The organism is Psychrobacter sp. NZS113 (assembly GCF_015864825.1).
Classification (GTDB): Bacteria; Pseudomonadota; Gammaproteobacteria; order Pseudomonadales; family Moraxellaceae; genus Psychrobacter.
The window spans coordinates 11,970-30,507 of the sequence record NZ_JADYWL010000002.1; the positions used below are offsets into that span (position 1 = coordinate 11,970).

Sequence of the window (18,538 nt, forward strand, 5' to 3'; positions counted from 1 at the left end):
TACCCGCCAAACCTACTTTTACTGCGACCAGTGAGCACGATATCAGTTATCTTAGCTGATATGCTTATCTCTAGTACTACTAAAAATAAGCTGTTTATTTTGAAGTATATTCAAGCATAATGAAAAAAATTGAGGCTTCGTTCGCGAAGCCTCAATTGGTATAAGTATTCTATTTATCTCAAAACTGCTCTAACCAGTATTGCGTAAGCCCGCTGCCAGTGCATTAATACTACGGATTAATGGGTCTTCAACTTGCAGATTATTCAGCTCGCTGCTGGCTATATTATCTGTGCTATCTGAGCCATCTGCTTGTCTAGCACGCTTTAACAGCTCGATTTGAATATAGTTAATCGGGTCTAGATAAGCGTCGCGCCATTGCAGGGATGAAGCAAGGTTTTGCTGATTGGATAATAAAGAGTCTTGCTCAAGCAGAGAGTTCAATCCTGAATTGGTCAGCGTGTGTTCATCGGTGACCGCTGTCATGATTTTTTCGCGTAACGGCTCATCATCACATAGTTGGCTATAAGCCTCGGCAATATTCATATTGGCTTTGGTAAAGGCCATTTCGATATTACTGATAAACACGCTAAAAAACGGCCAGTGCTTATTCATCTCTTTCATTAATGCTTCGTCTTTTTTGACGCTATCTAGCGCACTACCGACACCATACCAAGCAGGTAGGGTAAAGCGTGCCAATGACCAACCAAACACCCAAGGAATCGCTCGCAACGTAGTCTTACTTGGTAGGCCTTTTTTGCGATGGGCAGGACGTGAGCCAATGTTTAATAAAGAGATTTCTTGTACAGGGGTGACCTCGGAGTAGAACTTATAAAACCCTTCGGTATGATCGGTCAGCTCGCGATAGCGTTTTTCACCTGCATCCGCTAAGCGTGCAAACAGCGCTTCATAATTTGGTAGCTCAGTCGGTTGTACCACAAACCTTGAAGAGCAGGCTTTGAGTGTGCCCGTGATACCCATGGTCAGCTCAAATACAGCGGTATCCGTATTGGCATACTTGGCATATAGCACTTCGCCTTGTTCAGTCACTTTAATCTGACCATGTAGCGTACCAGCGGGCTGAGCGGCGATAGCATTATGCGTTGACCCACCACCACGGCTCACAGATCCGCCGCGACCATGGAACAGTCGTGTTTTGATGCCGTATTGCTCAGCGATATGATTAATGGTTTGCTGTGCACTATAAAGCTGCCACGCCGAGGTAATGATGCCGCCATCTTTCGATGAGTCTGAGTAACCCAACATGATCTCTTGCGTATTATCAGTATTCTGTAGCAGTCCACGATACAGCGGATTATCTAACACGGCAGGCAAGATTTTATCGATGTTTTTAAGATCTTCGATGGTCTCAAACAAAGGTGCGACAGGTAGGTCAGCAGACAACTGGCCTTCGTCATCAATTCTGCATAAGCCTGCAAACCGCATGAGCAGCAATACTTCTAGTAGCTGGCTGGCATTATTAGTCATTGAAATCACGTAACTGCCAAAGGTGTCTTGGCCAACCAATTTGCGTAGGGTGGCGACTGAATTCATCAGTGCCAACTGCTCGCGTGTTTTGTCTGCTAGGTTGTCAGTATAGATGAGCGGTGTGCCCGGTTTTTCCAGCAAGCGTGTCAACCAGTCACGGCGTTCTAGCTCACTGAGCGCTTGATAGTCTGGGAGATTAGAGGCACTGGCAAAAATATCGGCAATGACTTCGCTATGATAAGACGACTCCTGACGGATATCGAGCGCTGCCAAATGAAAGCCACAGGTTTTGACCAGACGAATGACATCGAGCAATAACCCATCTGCATGTGCTGTGTCATGAGTATTCACGCTATGACGGATAATGCGTAGGTCTTCTAGTAACGCTTCTGGGTTGGCATACGCATCTCTTTCGGCCTCGATATCCGCGCCTTTGCTTTGAATGCGGCGATTGGTGGCTTTGACTTTAGTCAGAATGATAGAGAGCAGTCGACGATAAGGCTCATTACTATAATCATCGAGATTATAGTCAAATACCCGCTGATCGAGTTCGTCATAGTTTTTGATTTTGGCATACACCTCAGGCTCGACCGTCACGATCGTATCACTGTGAATGAGCTGGCGGCGCAGTTTTTTGAGCAATACTTGATAGTGGCGCAATACTGTGTCCGCATGCATCAATACAGCACGCTCTGTGGTTTCAAACGTCACAAAAGGATTGCCATCTCTGTCGCCACCGATCCAAGAGCCAAAGCTAATAAATGCGGGTAGTGGATAGTCTGTCAGCTCTGGGTAGATATCGATGATGGCTTTTTTAATGTTGCGATACACTTTAGGAATGGCATTAAACAAACTGGCATTAAAGTAGTGCAGTCCATTATTGATCTCATCATAGACCAGTGGCTTACGTGTACGCACTTCATCAGATGACCATAATAAGTCAATCGTTTGTGCGGTTTGGTCTTTTGCCTGCTCGTAAGCGACACTGTTTTTATCCAGATTGTTTAGCGCGTCGCTGTGTGTGAATAGGCTTTGTAACATGTTCATCGTCGTGCGGCGACGAGCTTCTGTAGGATGGGCGGTGAAGACGGGGATGAACTTTAGCTGATCAATCAGCTCTTGCATTTGCGCAGGTTCGATATTGCGCTCACGGCACTCAAGTAGCGTACGACGGAACGAGCCTTCCCAGCTATGTTCTGACTGCATGCGTTGGGCATGGCGTTGCTCACGTAGGTAGTTTTCTTCACTTAGATTGGCTAGGAAAAAATAGATAGAAAAGCTACGGATGACATTTTTTAAGGTTTGATTGTCTAAAGAGGCAATGAAGTCGATGAGCTGCTGCTTGTTTTCTTCGTTAGGCTCACGGCGCTGTTGAATAAAACCTTTACGCAGTCGCTCAATCGTATGGACTGTTTTTTCGTCAGTTTGGCGAGAAATCGCATCGCCTAAAAATGATCCTAATAAGCTGATGCGCTCACGTAATACGTTATTATCTATCGTCATGATTGCCCTTTTCCTTAAGTTAGTCAATGTGCTTTATCAATCGATTGTCACTGATTCTGATTCTGATTCTGGTTCTGATGGTGATTGGGGTTGATTATAATTGGCACTGTTTAAGCAATTTAACACATTAACCAAGTATCTAAAACCTATCAAACCACAATAATTTAGAAACAAGTTGCTGATTATCAAATGAGGAAATGAGGCAGTAGAAGTGAGTTGTGGAGGGGAGTCGATTGCTTGAATTGATGATTTTTTGGATGGTGTCGTTTGCATGCACAATTCGCGTTAGCGTTGAGAGTACGACCTTCCAACTGTACTGCTGGTACAAAGAAAGGCGTACTACTGATATAAGTTGCTTGCTAGCTGCATTACAGGCTGAAAGCCACAAAAAGATATCAGTAGTACGGCGCGTTATGTATGGTTAGCTATTTTTCACTGGTTTACCAAGATCTACGATGGCTTCTGCATCGATAGTAGTAGGGGACTTTGCTTGCTGACGTTTATCCCACCAAGCAAAGATGTTTGCCAATACAGAGCCGGATACAGAATGCCAGATACAAGCAACGGCAGCAGCGATGGCAGATTCTGCATTACCAGGGAAAAACTTGGTACTTAAACCCGTTGCCAAGCCTGCATTTTGCACACCAACCTCAATAGATATGGTGCGTTTTTTGGCTTTGTTCATACCAAAGAGTGCACCTGAGTAGTAGCCCAATACGTAACCGACGATATTGTGCACGGCAATGGCCAAAATGACGACCAATCCTGATTGTAAAAACTGACTGCCAAATACGGCTGCAACGCCGCCCACGATCGCGGCAAAAGCCAATACCGCAACGCCTGGCATAATGGCACGCACATCGTTAAACCAGTGCTTGTTGTGAAATAAAATATTTAGCATAGAACCAATAGCGACTGGTAACAACGTCACTAAAAGCATAAAGCGGAACATGCCCCAGCCATCCATTTCTACAGATTGACCCACCAGATAATTCAACCACAGCGGCGTCATCAAAGGCGCAATGATGGTCGAGACAGTGGTCATACCTACTGAAAACGCCACATCACCTTTAGCCAGGTAACTCATGATGTTCGAAGACACACCACCTGGACAAGTGCCGACTAAGACCAAACCTAGTGTCAAGCCGGGTGAGAGATCAAAAAGGCGAGCCACGCCAATTGCCAATATTGGCATCACGGTATATTGAATGATAGAACCAATAAAAATATCTAGTGGGCGCTTGGCCAATACTTTGTAATCTTCTTTGCCTAACGTCATACCCATTGCTAGCATGATGACACCCAGCACGATGACTTGGGTATCGCCTGTTACCCAAGAAAAAGTCGCAGGCTCTATAAATGTCACTGCCGCTGCCAAAATAATAACCAATGCTGTAAATCGACTCAATTGCTGACTTATCATCCCTAAAAACTGCATCTCTCACTCCTTCTAAGTCGAAAAATACTAAAGTATAAGTTTAAAACCGTTGTATTTCCAATAGGTTTGGGGTGTTTTTAGCCAACAATAAGTTGCTATTATGACAACTTTAAATGTCTTTTTGGTGCTGATATACCAGAGGCTATTTGATCAAAGTTACTCATACTCGACCATATCGTTACCTTTCTTTAAATTTCAAGAATTCGAGTCCCGTTATAATCAGTTATGATTTTGTTTACTACATCTACAAAGTGTATGCATGAAGCTTTATAGCAGAGTAGAGGTATGGCCAATTGGCTGACCTAGTAACAAATGCCATTCACTATAAATGTTGATATAAATTTAAAAGGTAATAACAATGAAAAACTTAACAATGAGCTTGATTTTAGCAATTACAACTGGTCTTGTAATGGCAGGACCAGCAAATGCTGCAAGCAGCAACACAAGCTCGCATCATAAAGATGAAACGACCATTCAGCATACCCAATCAGCAAAAGAGAAAGCTGCTGCCAAGAAAAAAGCAGATGCTAAAGCTGCGGCTGCTAAGAAACAAGCTGCTGCTAAAGCCGCTGCTAAGAAAAAAGCAGATGCTGAGGCGGCTGCTAAGAAAAAATTAGCGCACGAAAAAAATAAAAATAAGTAAGTAAAATGGTTAAAAGATAATCATTAACGCTAAAGCAAACTCAGAAAGATGATGACCGTAAAATATAATATGTCTATTCTTGTCATTATGTAGAAGCATATAACTTATTTACGTTGCTTATATTTATAAAATTATGTTAGTTATTAAGGCGTGTTTGCTAAACACGCCTTAAGCATATCCGCAGTTAGGAGAGCCTGTTTATGGACGTCCGATTTTATCGAAGTTCAACTTAGCCTACAAACAAGCAAAGCTGTTCAATCTTTCATACCTAATATGCGGACCATGTATGTTTTATACCATTCTGATTATATTTACCGTTAGAGATAAAACACATATTTAAATTAACCAATTACAAGGATTGTTACCATGCCTACAGCAACTAAATCATTGAGTGTTATTAAGCGTCTTTCTTTATTGGCGTTACTGACCACCTCTTCTTATGCCTTCGCGCTTGATGTTAATTTTGTGGACAGTAAATGGGATGGTAAGACCATTCCTGAAGGACAACAGTGTCAAAAATTTGATGGAGTTAAACCCGGTACGCCAAAGCTTAGCGTGTCTGGTATTCCAGCAGGGTCAGACAGTGTCGTGTTGGTATATAGCGACCGCGATTCAAAAAAGATGAATAATGGCGGGCATGGCATCATGAGTTACACCTTGGCAAAAGGCGCCAATAAGGTGCAATTACCGGTTGTGGCTGGACACAGTTATGAGATGCCAAAAGGTTTTGAGATGATAGCAGAGCATCGCGGCGCTGGCTGGGACAAGGAAGGGGCTTATATGCCACCTTGTTCTGGTGGTAGTGGGCATGAGTATTACGTCACGGTTCAAACGTATAAAGGCAATACGGTCACTGCTGAAACCGTGTTAGAGCTAGGTAAGTTTTAATCGGTAATGTGGTATTCGTTATAAAAAACATTATCATTTTTACCTGAGAATCGACTAAAAAATCGTCGCTGTCAGTATTATAAGTACCAATGTCACAAGTACCAGTGTCACAAGTGCTATGGTCGAATATCAATGGCAAGATTGAGGTTTTTTTAATAATTTATAATAACTATTAGGGTGTGTCCTCACTCTGAGCACTAAGCGTTAAATGGACTAAAAATGGCTAAATCTTTGTCAAACTGTATCAAGTAGCTTGCTAATATCTCGATATTATCTTTACTACTTTCCTTGTTTGGCTGTCATTTATCCCGTTTTTAGCCCCATTTTCAAAATGAAGGCACGCCCTAATGTTTACTGTTCATAATAGAGGGGTTTATGAAAACAAAGATACTTTACAATGGCATACTGGTCAGTATGGCATTAACACTAACCGCTTGTAGTCAACTTGCTGAGCAATATTCGGTAGAGGCTGCTAACGATACTAGTCAAACGCTAAAAACTGCTAGCACTGCTAATGGTGGTGTTGATATGACACGCATCAGCCAAGATGCCCTTGTAAAAGCCCCTGAAACTGTCGATTGTACATTAGAAAATGGCGCTGCTGCCAAGTGTGCAAAGATAGTAGTCAAGCACCAACCTGATAACTTAAAAATTGGTCCGTTTTGCCCAGAGACGCTAGATGACAAAGGTGGTGTCTGGAACTGGGATGGCGAAGAATCGGGGCTCTACCGTATCGATGAAAAGTTTTTAACGATGTTAGAGACGCAGGGTTATCAATTCTATGACGCTGACGGCAAGGTCAATATCGTTGATGTGCGTACGACCCAGCCAACGGAAAATAATGCCTGCCTGTCTGCCTCAGCTGACGAATCGGTCGAGATGACCATTTTATTGCCATTATCACCAGTCAAAGCTGACCAAGCAACCAGTCTAGGCACTGTAGCCAAAGTTGGATTGGCTCTTGATGGCGTGCCTATTTTTGCGGACGCGCCTTCAGTGCTACAAACCGGACACATGCCTGCGCTCGACACTTGCGGTGGCCATATTGATCCGGGTGGCTGGTACCACTGGCATGCCACATCAACAGATATCAACTCAGTGTTTGAGCATGAACATGTCGATGCTAGTTGTGCCTTAGAGCAAAAGGCTGATGCCCTGTTCGCCTATGCATTTGACGGTTATCCTATCTACGGTAGCGTGGACAGTGATGGCAAGATACCGACCGATCTGGATGCCTGCAACGGACATACTGGCGCAACCCTTGAAAACCCTAAAGGTGGTTACCACTACCATGCATCGACAGAATTTCCAAACTTACCAAGTTGCTTGAGCGGTGTAGTCGCTAAGGATAACTTCACGACCACTGCCAAACAGGGCATCGGCGCTCAAGGTGGAGGAGGTCCAGGAGCAGGTGGCCCAGGCCAAGGTTTGCCCCCAGGTTTTGATACGGCAGCTACAACACTTGGTGTTTCAGAAACTGAGTTGTTAAGCGCGATTATGAAAAATGGTGGAAGAGAGCTCGATACTGCTGCTGCTGCCAAAGATCTCGGTGTGACCGAAGCGGCTTTGAAAGCGGCCTTACCCAACTAAGATTGATCTCGTTAACCCTTTCAGACCGGCTAAGCTTTTTTATGTGGGTCTCGTTTTATAAAACCTACAAGCGACAACAATGATTTGTGGAGCTTGTAGGTTGGGTAAAATTCTAGTCGTCTCTATTCTTTATCAGACTCATTAAAACTTACTAATTATTAACAATTAATTTATATTATTTCTATACGGAATTAATCAATTATTCATATAAAGAGGATACTATTCATGCAACTTTCTACTGCTAAATTTGGCTTAAGCTGCTTAGCCTTGACACTCGCATCGGGCGGACTGTTCGCTTGTAGTAGCGAGGTGTCGAACACTAGTGAAAGTATGTCTACCAGTGTGTCTAGCAAAAATGCAGATACCGTCATGCCTTCGGTACAACCGTCTTATTTTTTGAGTGATGGCTTGGTTGAGCCTATTAGTAAGGTGTCATGCTCATTGTCAGATGGCAGCACTGGTGAATGCTATAAAATCGTTACCGAAAATAAGCCAAGTGACGTTGGTATGGGGCCGTGGTGTCCGAGCAATATTGCAGATGATGCCTCAAAAGGTGGGATTTGGCTAGAAGGCGGCGAAGTCCATGATGTTGATGGCGAATTCGTTAAAAACTTAGCAGAGTTCTATGGCGACAGTAATTGGAATATGTATAACAAAACTACTGGAAAAATCATGAAAACCTCAACGCTTGAGGAGTGTGTGGCCGCAGCAGATCCTAGAGTTGGCCCAGAATTCCGTAATTATTGCGTTGAGTGCTTGCCAGAGTACGTAGAAGACTTGACCGATACTTTCTTTATTCCGGTCACACCAAAAGCCGCAGCCAGTATTACTGAGTTCGGTGGTCCAGGCCCTCAGGCTAGAGGCCCATCGGTGCGCGGTATTGCTTTTAATGGCGTACGTTTTGATGCGCCAGCACCTGTCAGTAATATCTTAGGCGCTTACACGCTTGCGCCATTTGACGACGCTGGTGGGCATATCAACTCTCATGAAGGTTACCACTATCATGCTGCTACTGGTCTAACGACTAAGATTGAACAAGACGACGGTCATGCACCAATGATTGGCTATGCACTTGATGGCTATGGCATATACGCCAATACTGATGCAGAGGGTAATGAATATACCGATCTGGATGAAGCACGTGGACATTATGATGATGTGAGAGGGTATCACTATCATGTGGACAAAGCAGGCAATAACAACTTCATCAACGGACTGCGTGGTGTGTATGCTGAAGACTAGTTTGTCATCAACGACGGTTGCGTGCTTAGCTGCAGTTGTGCTGAGTATTGTGAGCGTCAATGCGACTGCCCACAACCCCAATACCTCGACTTTTATACTGTCGAAAGCGGCTGATGGCAAATATTTGGTGCGTCTAGATGGTGCTTTGACTGGAATAGAGGCGCAAATTAACGAAACGTACTCGACCGACGCGTATAAAACGGCGGAGGAGTTTCAGCGGTTAGCCAATGAGCACTTTGTTAAGTCATTGACTTTATCTATCAATGACCAGCCCATTAAAGTATTGAACCCCAATGTACAGCTGGGCCATGGCACACAGTTCTCTGCCGAGGCGCAGGGTATTGGCGATACGGTCGAATCTATTGATTTGACCAATACGTTCTTTAAAGACTTGCATGGCAACCGAATGACGGTCGTATTGCTGTCTGACCAATTTCCAAAGACGCAATATACGCTTAGTGATAGCAATGAGCATCATTTAAGTTTACAGTTGGTTGACGGTCAGTGGCAACAAAATAACAGCGATGCATTGCCTATGACAGCTGATGGTGCTCAACCGCATACTCATGATGGAAGTGGTCAAGAGGTGGTACATCATCATGACGAAGACGGCCATGACGTAGATAATCATTCGCATGAATCTGCTGATGATCTAGCACTAGATAGTGTTTTAGATGATGATAAAATAAAATTAGCAAGCACGCCGACATTGGCTGCAGCAGACAAGAGCTTGTTTGGTTCTATCTATGTATTGGGTATTGGTGCTGTAATAGCATTGTTGATAGGTGCAAGGTGGTTTTTTAAGAAAAAACAGTAGGAGCATGGCGCGTGGTGTCAATCTAGACATCACGTTCAGAGCTTTTCCCAAACAATATAAACAGGTCAGCATATTTCAAGGCTATTCAATTGAACACTGTGTCTACGCATCTTTTGTCTACGACTCGTGCGCCATCGAAATCAACACGTCTTAGACATCTGGCTCTTGCATTATCCATATTTTATCTGCTCTATAACGTGACGACTTTGTATAGTGTTTCATTATATAAACTCTACCCATCGACAATTCATAATCTCGCCATGCCGTTCGATAGCGCCATTCCTTTCATTCCAGCTATGATTGTTCCTTATAGCTGGTCGTTGATTTTATTTGTTGTCAGCTTTTTTTTAGTACGGACATCCACGCAATTATCTTTATTGAGTTATCGCCTAATCTTAGCGACCATCTTTGCCTGTTTGATCTTCTATTTTTATCCTGCTCGTTTTTCATTCAGTCGGCCGATACCTGATGATTGGACGCAGTTCGGCTATCAGTTTTTGCAATTGGTAGACAAGCCATTTAATCAATTGCCATCATTGCATGTCAGTTATGCCATATTGCTTGGCGTGTCATTATGGGATATTGCAGGGTCTAGAAAATCATGGGTTTCAGGGGCTTATCGGTTATTGCTTACTGGCATATGTACATTGATTGCTCTTTCCACGGTGTTGACGTATCAACATCATTTGCTAGACATGCTAGGCGGGGCAGTATTGGCCATTTTGGTGCTTATGCTGTCGAATCGAATCCGTAATGCACTGGTAATCAAGTATTTGGCAGTGGGTAGTATCGGGTTTTTGTTAATAGCGATTGCAGGGTTTTGCTTTGCTAATATGAGTATGATAGCGTTTGAGTCTATAGAAACCTTAGCTATTACTATTGCTCTATATTGGTTGATCAGCTTTACAATGTTAGCTTGCGCCTATCAACAGGCCAAACCAATACAGGATGCACGTTGGTTTCAAAAGTCCAATAGTGGACGACTCACCTTATATACTTGGATGAAGTTTGCGCCGATCATTATCATTTATAACGGTATGTCATTTTTGGGTCAATGGTATTTTAAAGTTTGCTCCAAAAGTCAAAGGTATCTACTCACACCATATTCTATCAATGACAGGGTCAAAGTGGTTGCTTCAGCTCGATTGATGCAGACGGATATAAATAATCATTTCACGTATTGGTTGTTTGGCTACGTTTCACTAGGACGGTCGATTTTTCCAGAAAAACTACCGTCTTCAGTTCATTATCAGATTATCGTCATTGATTTAGCTGCTGAGATATCTAGCCACGTTGATCATCTCGAAGCAGCTGCTAAAAATATGACGAGTACATCTGTCCATTATTTATATCTACCTCTACTAGACTTGCAGCCATTAAGTGATGTATTGCTCAAAGATTATATTGATCTATTTAAGCGAATTGATGCTTTGACGCGATCAGCTGAAACGCGAGTGATAACTGCTAATAATGACAGTCATATAGAGGATAGCCTCACCACGCTTATTAATTTCCATTGCGTAATGGGGTTATCACGTAGCATTGGCGTGCAGGTTTTGTATTTATTATATTGTGGTACGCTAACTGTCCATAACTATCAATCATGGATTGAGCATCATTATCCGCACGCGCACCTGAAAGATGCTTATCTACCCCAGTCATTGGTAGAAACGATGGCCAATTATAAATCTATCGAATATCCAACAACTCATTAATGGATACTAATATCAGTAGGTTTAGGTCTATTGGTTTCTCTTTATTTGGTCTTTACCTACTGTTTAATGTCTATTCAACTATGGAAATATCTATGAACGCTTCATTGCCTTGCTTGTACTCTTTTCGTCGCTGTCCTTATGCTATGCGTGCTCGTCTCGGTCTACTATTTGCTGAGTTACCAGTAGAGCTGCGAGAAATCACGCTAAAGAACAAGCCAGAGCAAATGCTAGCGATTAGTCCAAAAGGTACGGTGCCAGTATTGCAGCTTTTAGATGGTTCTGTGATTGAAGAGAGTGCAGAGATCATGATGTGGGCGCTTACGCAAAACGACCCTCAGGGACTGCTCAATGAAAGCGTTTTATCTCACGCTAATGCTCTGATAACACAAAACGATAATGAGTTTAAGCAGTGGCTTGATCGCTACAAGTATGCTGATCGCCATCTTGAAATGACTCAAACAGAATATCGACAAGAGGGTGAAGTTTTTTTACAGAAGTTAGAAGTGCTATTGACTCAGAATACGTATCTACTAGGTAATAGCGTGACGGTTGCTGATATCGGTATCATGCCGTTTGTGCGCCAGTTTGCCCATGTAGATCGTGAGGTTTTTTATAGCTTGCCGTATCCAAAGCTGCAACTATGGCTACAACATTGGTTGGAACACCCGTTATTTGTACAAGCCATGACTAAGTTTCAGCCATGGCAAGAGGGAGATGCGGTAGTGGTTTTCCCTGCTTAAACTTAGCGCATGTTATTGGAGGGTATTTAACAAGCTCTAATAACATACGCATTAAACATCCTAAGCCACTGTTACGTGTAAACGTGCCTCAGCATTGCCTTGAATGGCGTTCGAGTATGGACAAACCGTATGCGTGGTTTCGACTAGCTTTTGTGCTTGTGCCTCATCAATGCCCGATACTTCAACATATAAGTCGACGTCAAGGTTGTAGCTACCATCAGCTTTCATACCAATACCTACTTGAGCTGAGGTTTGAGAAGCGGTAATGGGCAATTTCATTTGCTGCGCCGTCAATGCTAGAGCGCTGTCAAAACAAGCAGCATAGCCCATCGCAAAAAGTTGTTCTGGATTAACGCCTTGTTTATCTTGTTCTTGAAAAGACACCAAATCAAAGCCCAATGATCCATCATCAAGTTTGGTATGGCCAGAACGGCCGCCAGTTGCTGTGGCACGTGTTTTATAAAAAATCTTCATGGTATTGTCCTTTTTATGGTTGGTCGTTGTTGCGTCATTTATGCAATCGAGTTGTTGTAAATCTGCCATATTTTTATGCACACTCAATCTTCTGCTTGTGCCAACGGTGCTGTTTGCACACCATTTTTTATATCGCTTCTATCTAGAGCTGATTGCTTGTCTACATACCCAGTATAAAAAAATATGCAGAAAAACGTTAGAACAAGTCGCTAATAAATTTGCCTATTTCTACAAATATTTATATTATTAAGCAGCTGTATTTTAAAATAAACCACCAATTACAGAGCAATAATAGATGCAACAAACCACCATCGAGCTTTTATTATCGTTACTTCCGAGAAATAAAGCCGTCGAGTCAGAGATTGCAGGTTTATATTTTTATTGTGCAGACAGACCAGAGGCGGTGGTCAGTTATATTCAAGAACCCAGTATTTGTATCGTATTGCAAGGCGAACGCGAGATCTATTTGGGCACGGAGTGTCAGTATTTTGACAATAGTCACTTGATGTTTTGTCCTGTCAATATACCTGTTAATGTACATATTCAGCAGGCAACCATAGAAACCCCTGTGATTGTGATGTCGATGAAGTTAAACCTTGAATGTATTCGTGATGTATTAGCAAAAATACAGCCGCAGCATACGGTTGATGAACGTTATCTCGGTATCAAATGGCAGCTTGATCATGCGTTATTAACCACGTTTGAACGGCTCATTGCGTTGCTGGATTCCCCAAACGACATTGGTTTTTTGGCGCCATTATTTCAGCAAGAAATTTACTATCGTTTGCTGAGTGCTCCGCAAGGTGAAAAACTAAAACAGTTAGTGGTGAATGGCAGTCATACGCATCGTATCACTCAAGCAACCAACTGGCTCAAAGAGCATCTGAGTGAACCTGTGATAATAGAAGACTTAGCGCATCACTGTGGCATGAGTGTGTCTGGATTTCATAAGCACTTTAAAGAAATTACCCAGTTGAGTCCATTGCAGTACCAAAAGAGTCTGCGGCTAATAGCTGCACGGCGTGCAATACAGTCAGGTGACAATCGAATCGCTGATATTGCGCTTCAAGTGGGCTATGAGAGTCCCAGTCAATTCAGTAGAGAGTATAAGCGGCTATTTGGCATCAGCCCTAGCCATGAACTGTTATAGAAAGTCATTATTAAACATGGACAACTCACGCTCGTTGAGCACAAAAAAGCGCTACCGTCACAGGAACGGTAGCGCTTTTTATTCATATCATTATCTAAAACAGGCATGAATAACAGCCGTCTTTACTTAGCCATTTTTTCTGTCTTGTTCAAACTTACTGTCTTTGTCTTTTGCTTTACTGTCATGATGATCTTCTTTATGCTTGGCTTTTTCTTTTGCTCGCATCTCTGCATCATGCCTAGCTTTCTCTTTTGCTTTAGGGTCTGAATGACGCTTTGATTCTGCTTCGTGCTTAGCTTTGGCTCTCATTTCTGCATTATGCTTGGCTTTTTGTTTGGCCTTGAGTTCGGCGTTATGCTTGGCTTTTTGCTTAGCTGCTATTGCATCTTTTTGTTTTTGAGTTAGATGATGCGTGTCTGGTTGAGACGCAGCATTTGCTGTACCCACCATAGCAAAGCAAGTAGATGCAGCAATCAGTGAACTGATGGCGATATTTTTCAAGTTGATGTTTTTCATAGTAAGATCCTTTAATTTTATTATAAGTATGCGTATTTATTAAGTAGTTGAATAGAACGTTGCTCTATCGATTGACGACCACTTTTTTTGTTGTAGGCTCTTCTTTAATCACCACCACTTTTTTCGCGGTAGGTTGTGCTTTGACTACGACCGCTTTTTTCGTATTTTGTTTGGCTTTAACGGCGGCGCTGGTTTTTGCTTTTTCTTTGGCTGCGATGGCATCTTTTTGTTTTTGAGTTAGATGATGCGTGTCTGGTTGAGACGCAGCATTTGCTGTACCAATCACGGCAAAGCAACTAGACAAAGCTAGTAGTGAACTGATGGCGATATTTTTTAAGTTGATATTTTTCATAGTAAGATCCTTTAATTTCATTATAAGTATGCGTATTTATTAAATAGTTGAATAGAACGTTGCTCTATTGAATAAGGAAATCATAACGGATCGCAGCGTTGCGTACGTTTATGAAAGTTAAAGAAAGGTGACTTTTCCATCAGATACTTGTCCATTTTTATCATCTTAAGTACTTTGTGCTAACGATGGGCAAGCTAGTAATACTCTAGAGACGATACTTACTTAATGTCATCACTTCATTTGATCCTAGAGCCTTAATACAGGATGATAACTCTGTCAGTGACTATGTTAAATGGCTATGTTAAATGACGGGCTTAAATATCATTTGAGTGAGCTATGTAATAGGAGAGGTAGCGCTTCAAGGAGCCTATGAGCGTTCAGTCAATTTAATAGAAAGTATAATCATTACCTCTTAGGTCTCAGCCCTAAGTCCTAGCTAGGACACTGCTATAAAAACTATAAATAAGCGTGGACAACCCATGTTCTGTTTGTCCAGTACAAAAAAGCGCTACCGTTTCAAAAACGGTAGCGCTTTTATTAATATCGTTATCTAAAATAGGTATTAATAATAGGCATACTTACTTAGCTATGTTTTCTGTCTTCTTGAAACTTGTCATCTTTATGTTTGGCTTTGAGTGCTGCTTTTTGTTTTGCCTCTTGTTTGGCTTTTAATATTGCTTTCTGTTTGGCCACTTGTTTGGCTTTGAGTGCCGCTTTTTGTTTGGCTACTTGTTTGGCCTTGAGTTCCGCTTTATGTTTTGCCTCTTGTTTGGCTGCTATTTCATTTTTTTGTTTTTGAGTCAGATGATGCGAGTCTGTTTGAGGAGCAGCAGTTGCTGTGCCGACCATTGCAAAGCAAGTAGATACAGCAATTAGTGAACTGATGGCGATATTTTTCAAGTTAATGTTTTTCATAGTAAGGTCCTTTTAATCTCATTATAAGTATGAGTATTTATTGAATGGTTAGAAATATATAAATAGAACGTCGCTCTATCGAATAAGGAAATCATAACGTATTGCAGTGTTACGTACGTTTATGAAAGTTAAAGAAAGGTGACGTTTTCTAGCTAATACTCAACTATTCACACTAACGCACGTGAGTTGTGCGAGTGATAGGTATGTTAGCAATACTCTAGAGAGGATACTTACTCAACATTATCAATCCATTTTTCCTTTTGAGGGCTTGATATATTCTGATAAGCTTTGTTAGTTACTCTATTAAGAGACTACATTATTAATGGATTGTGATACGAATAGAGTAGAGTAGGCGGTTATGACAGTAAGCAGTAAGCTGGCGAATGATATGTTGCTTGGTGAGTATCCAAATCGTTATCGAGAAATGTGTTAGACGGCATATGATTAATAGATAGAGGGTTTTTATAAGACTTAGAAAAGTTATTAGTGCTAACTTAGACGACTTTCCTATAAATTAAGTCCTCAATAGCTCAACACTGACTTGAAAGTAATAATTATCTTTAATACTCACACTGACATTACCTTTATGAGCTTGTGCAATCGTTTGAACGATTGATAACCCTAAGCCCGCTCCTGTGTGCTTGTTGTCTGTCTTATGATGACGATAAAAACGCTCAAATAATTTATCTGCCTCTAGTTGGGTCATTGGCTCATCTAAACGATTGGTCATCACGATTTTTAGAGAAGATGGCTTTAATGTATTTGGTAAGGTCTTTTGTAGACCATTCCTAGTTGTATGAGTCAGCGCAGAGTTTTCAGTCGAAAAGGCTTCAATAGTGATGCTACTATCACTCGCTGCATAATAAGTGGCATTGGATATCAAGTTGGCAAATAACCTCTGCAATAAACTCCCGTCTCCTAATACTGCATGGAAATTACCTGTTTTTTGAAAGGTAATGTCACGATCTTCCGCTACCAGCTCATAGTAAGAGAGAAGGTTGGTCATCATTGACTCGGTATCAATATAATTAAGCTGTGAGTCAGAAAGCCCTTTTTGTGTTTTTGCGAGTAGTAGCATATTGTTGATTAGCGCAGATAGCTGCTCGAGGGTGTCATGCTGATGATGCAGTTGTTCGACATATTCATTGCAGCTTCTATTTTTGCTGAGCATCACTTGAGTTTGGGTACTAAGCGTGGCAAGCGGAGTGCGCAGCTCGTGCGCAATATTATCCGAAAAGCGAGACAACGATTCAAAATTGCTTTCGAGGGTTGCCATCATGAGATTGTAAGATTCAGCCAGTGGTCGTAGCTCTCGAGGCATATCAGTAACGATGACTCTTTCATCCAAGCGTTCAGGATTAATGCCTTTCATTTTTTGGACGATGGTAGATAACGGTGCAAAACCCCAGTAGACACTCATGGCGGCCACTGATATCAGTAGCAGTGTGATTATCCCTAAAATAATACTTAACTGACGATTGAAATGTAATAGGTATTGCTGATGGACATCGATAGGTAAGGCAAGCAGTGCCAATGTTTGGTTGTTTTGAATAATAATGGCATGGTAATTTTTACCATTCATTGCCAATGGAAACTGTTGCTCATGGTAGGTGTCCCATAACGGCAATACTTGGAAGTCTTCAGGTAAAAAGGCTGAAAATCCACTAGGGGCACTCGATAGCAGTTTTCCATTTTTATCAAAAATAAGGGTTTTTATATCGTAATCAAGCCATGAAGTGTGCAGGTGGTCCGCATCAGCAGGTGCAGATAATGTCAAAGCATTGGAGAGATTGGTTTGCTCATCAATGCTATTGACACGCTTACGCAGGTTAAAGGCGGCATGAGACAGCATTTCATTATCCATTTGATCGAAATGGTTACTGACAGAGCGCTGAACCCAGATATAGATGATGGCTTGAGAGATAACAACAAATATCGTTAGTAAGAAAATAGTACGCCATAACAAAGGCAAGCGCCGATTATGGACATTACTATTCATTGTGTGCGTGCTCAGCATTGTCATTTTTATCGTCGGATACATCTAACTTATAACCCATACCTCGTACGGTATGAATCAGTTTTATATCAAAGTCATCATCGATTTTTAGACGCAAACGACGAATGGCAACATCAATGACGTTGGTGTCACTATCAAAATTCATATCCCAGACTTGAGAGGCGATGACAGAGCGCGGTAACACCTCACCATGGTGCTCTAAAAAGAACTGCAGTAGAGAGAACTCTTTAGCAGTAAGTTTTATGGTGGTGTGACCTCTATTGACTGTGCGCTTGGAGAGATCCATCTTTAAGTCTGCGATTTGCATGATGCTGCTTTTATAATCTGCTTGGTTGGCACGGCGTAGCAAACTCTTGATTCTTACAATCAACTCAGCAAAAGCAAAGGGCTTGGTCAGATAGTCATCACCACCAATCTCAATGCCTTTGATTCTGTCACTCAGATCATCTTTTGCTGTCAAAAATAATACAGGCGTATAGTTTCCAGCCGCTCTATAATTGCGAATTAACTCAAAGCCGCTAATGTCTGGCAACATGACATCCATGATTACCACGCTGAAATCATCCGTCATCAGCGCATGATGACCATCTAAACCAGTCATATAGTGGTCTACAATAAAACCTGCTTCGGTTAATCCTTTTTTAATATATTCACCGAGTTTTATTTCATCTTCAACCAGTAATACTTTCATATTTTCTCTATTTAGTATGGTGCGGGTATTTATGACAACTGAAGGGCATGGGTATGAATAGGGTAGAGGCCATTAATACTATCAGATGTTTAGGATTCAAGTTATATCAGTTTTTGATGCGTCACTTCTGTGTCGCAATATATGTTTGATAGAAATGATGTAGTTGGCATAATCATGAGGTTTCAACATCATATTAAAGGAAATGATCGTGTATTAGAATCCAAAGGCATCAACATGACAAAATTGTCATGTTGGTGTCATCTATCAGTCAGAATCAACTGTGTATTCTCCATGCTGATTTAATGGACTGTAATGCGAGTCCTACCAGTTTTAAAATTTCTATTAGCATTTAATTAAACCAA

Annotated in this window: 16 protein-coding genes; 8 read left to right on the forward strand and 8 right to left on the reverse strand. The window is 41.8% G+C overall.

All coding sequences use genetic code 11. The features are described 5' to 3' along the window. Window positions 1-189 precede the first annotated feature (189 nt). Together ppc and I6E61_RS02950 are read right to left on the reverse strand one after the other, a co-directional pair. Entirely contained in the window at window positions 190-2,988 is a 2,799-nt protein-coding gene (gene ppc, locus I6E61_RS02945; protein ID WP_197129557.1) for a phosphoenolpyruvate carboxylase, read from the reverse strand. A gap of 421 nt (window positions 2,989-3,409) precedes the next feature. Continuing rightward, window positions 3,410-4,426, reverse strand: coding sequence for a bile acid:sodium symporter family protein (locus I6E61_RS02950; RefSeq protein WP_197129560.1), 1,017 nt, complete (start codon window positions 4,424-4,426; stop codon window positions 3,410-3,412). A 358-nt stretch (window positions 4,427-4,784) separates the two neighbouring features. Between I6E61_RS02950 and I6E61_RS02955 the strand changes: the two genes are divergently transcribed. The 7 genes from I6E61_RS02955 (at window position 4,785) to I6E61_RS02985 (ending at window position 12,061) form a co-directional block, all read left to right on the forward strand. Continuing rightward, complete coding sequence (locus I6E61_RS02955; protein ID WP_197129563.1) at window positions 4,785-5,069, forward strand: hypothetical protein; 285 nt, start codon at window positions 4,785-4,787, stop codon at window positions 5,067-5,069. 366 nt (window positions 5,070-5,435) lie between these two features. After that, window positions 5,436-5,957, forward strand: coding sequence for a hypothetical protein (locus I6E61_RS02960; protein WP_197129566.1), 522 nt, complete (start codon window positions 5,436-5,438; stop codon window positions 5,955-5,957). Between the two features lie 375 nt (window positions 5,958-6,332). Continuing rightward, window positions 6,333-7,547 carry a YHYH protein gene (locus tag I6E61_RS02965; protein WP_197129569.1) on the forward strand — a complete coding sequence of 405 codons (1,215 nt, stop codon included), beginning with the start codon at window positions 6,333-6,335 and terminating at the stop codon, window positions 7,545-7,547. A 225-nt stretch (window positions 7,548-7,772) separates the two neighbouring features. Continuing rightward, entirely contained in the window at window positions 7,773-8,789 is a 1,017-nt protein-coding gene (locus tag I6E61_RS02970; protein ID WP_197129572.1) for a YHYH protein, read from the forward strand. Next, complete coding sequence (locus I6E61_RS02975; protein WP_197129575.1) at window positions 8,776-9,606, forward strand: hypothetical protein; 831 nt, start codon at window positions 8,776-8,778, stop codon at window positions 9,604-9,606. Before I6E61_RS02970 ends, I6E61_RS02975 begins: the two co-directional genes overlap by 14 nt. 98 nt (window positions 9,607-9,704) lie before the next feature. After that, window positions 9,705-11,321 (forward strand): phosphatase PAP2/dual specificity phosphatase family protein, encoded by a 1,617-nt coding sequence (locus I6E61_RS02980; protein ID WP_320158568.1) that lies wholly within the window; start codon window positions 9,705-9,707, stop codon window positions 11,319-11,321. A gap of 92 nt (window positions 11,322-11,413) precedes the next feature. Further along, the gene (locus tag I6E61_RS02985; protein ID WP_197129581.1) at window positions 11,414-12,061 is read left to right on the forward strand and encodes a glutathione S-transferase; all 648 of its coding nucleotides are present in this window, start codon (window positions 11,414-11,416) and stop codon (window positions 12,059-12,061) included. A gap of 60 nt (window positions 12,062-12,121) precedes the next feature. On the opposite strand, the gene I6E61_RS02990 is transcribed toward I6E61_RS02985, so the two are convergent. Further along, window positions 12,122-12,535 carry an organic hydroperoxide resistance protein gene (locus tag I6E61_RS02990; RefSeq protein ID WP_197129584.1) on the reverse strand — a complete coding sequence of 138 codons (414 nt, stop codon included), beginning with the start codon at window positions 12,533-12,535 and terminating at the stop codon, window positions 12,122-12,124. Window positions 12,536-12,830: 295 nt separating this feature from the next. Between I6E61_RS02990 and I6E61_RS02995 the strand changes: the two genes are divergently transcribed. Then, a complete protein-coding gene (locus I6E61_RS02995; protein WP_197129587.1) occupies window positions 12,831-13,685 on the forward strand; it encodes an AraC family transcriptional regulator in 855 nt (284 codons plus the stop codon). A 126-nt stretch (window positions 13,686-13,811) separates the two neighbouring features. Here I6E61_RS02995 and I6E61_RS03000 read toward each other — a convergent pair whose 3' ends face one another. The 5 genes from I6E61_RS03000 to I6E61_RS03020 form a co-directional block, all read right to left on the reverse strand. Then, the gene (locus I6E61_RS03000) at window positions 13,812-14,201 is read right to left on the reverse strand and encodes a hypothetical protein (RefSeq protein ID WP_197129589.1); all 390 of its coding nucleotides are present in this window, start codon (window positions 14,199-14,201) and stop codon (window positions 13,812-13,814) included. A 64-nt stretch (window positions 14,202-14,265) separates the two neighbouring features. Beyond that, window positions 14,266-14,553, reverse strand: coding sequence for a hypothetical protein (locus I6E61_RS03005; RefSeq protein ID WP_197129592.1), 288 nt, complete (start codon window positions 14,551-14,553; stop codon window positions 14,266-14,268). 582 nt (window positions 14,554-15,135) lie between these two features. Continuing rightward, on the reverse strand, window positions 15,136-15,468 hold the full coding sequence (locus I6E61_RS03010; RefSeq protein WP_197129595.1) for a hypothetical protein: 333 nt from the start codon (window positions 15,466-15,468) through the stop codon (window positions 15,136-15,138). A gap of 514 nt (window positions 15,469-15,982) precedes the next feature. Further along, entirely contained in the window at window positions 15,983-17,467 is a 1,485-nt protein-coding gene (locus I6E61_RS03015; protein WP_197129598.1) for an ATP-binding protein, read from the reverse strand. After that, window positions 17,460-18,176, reverse strand: coding sequence for a heavy metal response regulator transcription factor (locus I6E61_RS03020; protein WP_197129600.1), 717 nt, complete (start codon window positions 18,174-18,176; stop codon window positions 17,460-17,462). The genes I6E61_RS03015 and I6E61_RS03020 overlap by 8 nt, the downstream gene beginning before the upstream one ends. Window positions 18,177-18,538: the final 362 nt, after the last annotated feature.